The 265-nt window shown below is 55.8% G+C and carries 2 tRNA genes; both read left to right on the forward strand.

Annotated features, from left to right (window positions below):
* Positions 1–3 precede the first annotated feature (3 nt).
* Positions 4–80, forward strand: a tRNA-Ile gene (locus tag OGX75_RS00930).
* A 108-nt stretch (positions 81–188) separates the two neighbouring features.
* Positions 189–264, forward strand: a tRNA-Ala gene (locus OGX75_RS00935).
* Position 265: the final 1 nt, after the last annotated feature.

Below are 265 nucleotides of genomic sequence, written 5' to 3' on the forward strand. Positions count from 1 at the left end.
TACAGGCTTGTAGCTCAGGTGGTTAGAGCGCACCCCTGATAAGGGTGAGGTCGGTGGTTCAAGTCCACTCAGGCCTACCAAATTCGCTCCCGTGCTTTGTTGTGGCAAAGCTCGCATACCTCAGTATGCTTCGCTTCACCACGCCGCGCCCGGAAACGAATTGGGGATGAGGTTTAACTACATCATATGGGGCTATAGCTCAGCTGGGAGAGCGCCTGCTTTGCACGCAGGAGGTCTGCGGTTCGATCCCGCATAGCTCCACCAT

Source organism: Citrobacter sp. CK199 (genome assembly GCF_030333285.1).
GTDB classification, from domain to species: domain Bacteria; phylum Pseudomonadota; class Gammaproteobacteria; order Enterobacterales; family Enterobacteriaceae; genus Citrobacter_B; species Citrobacter_B koseri.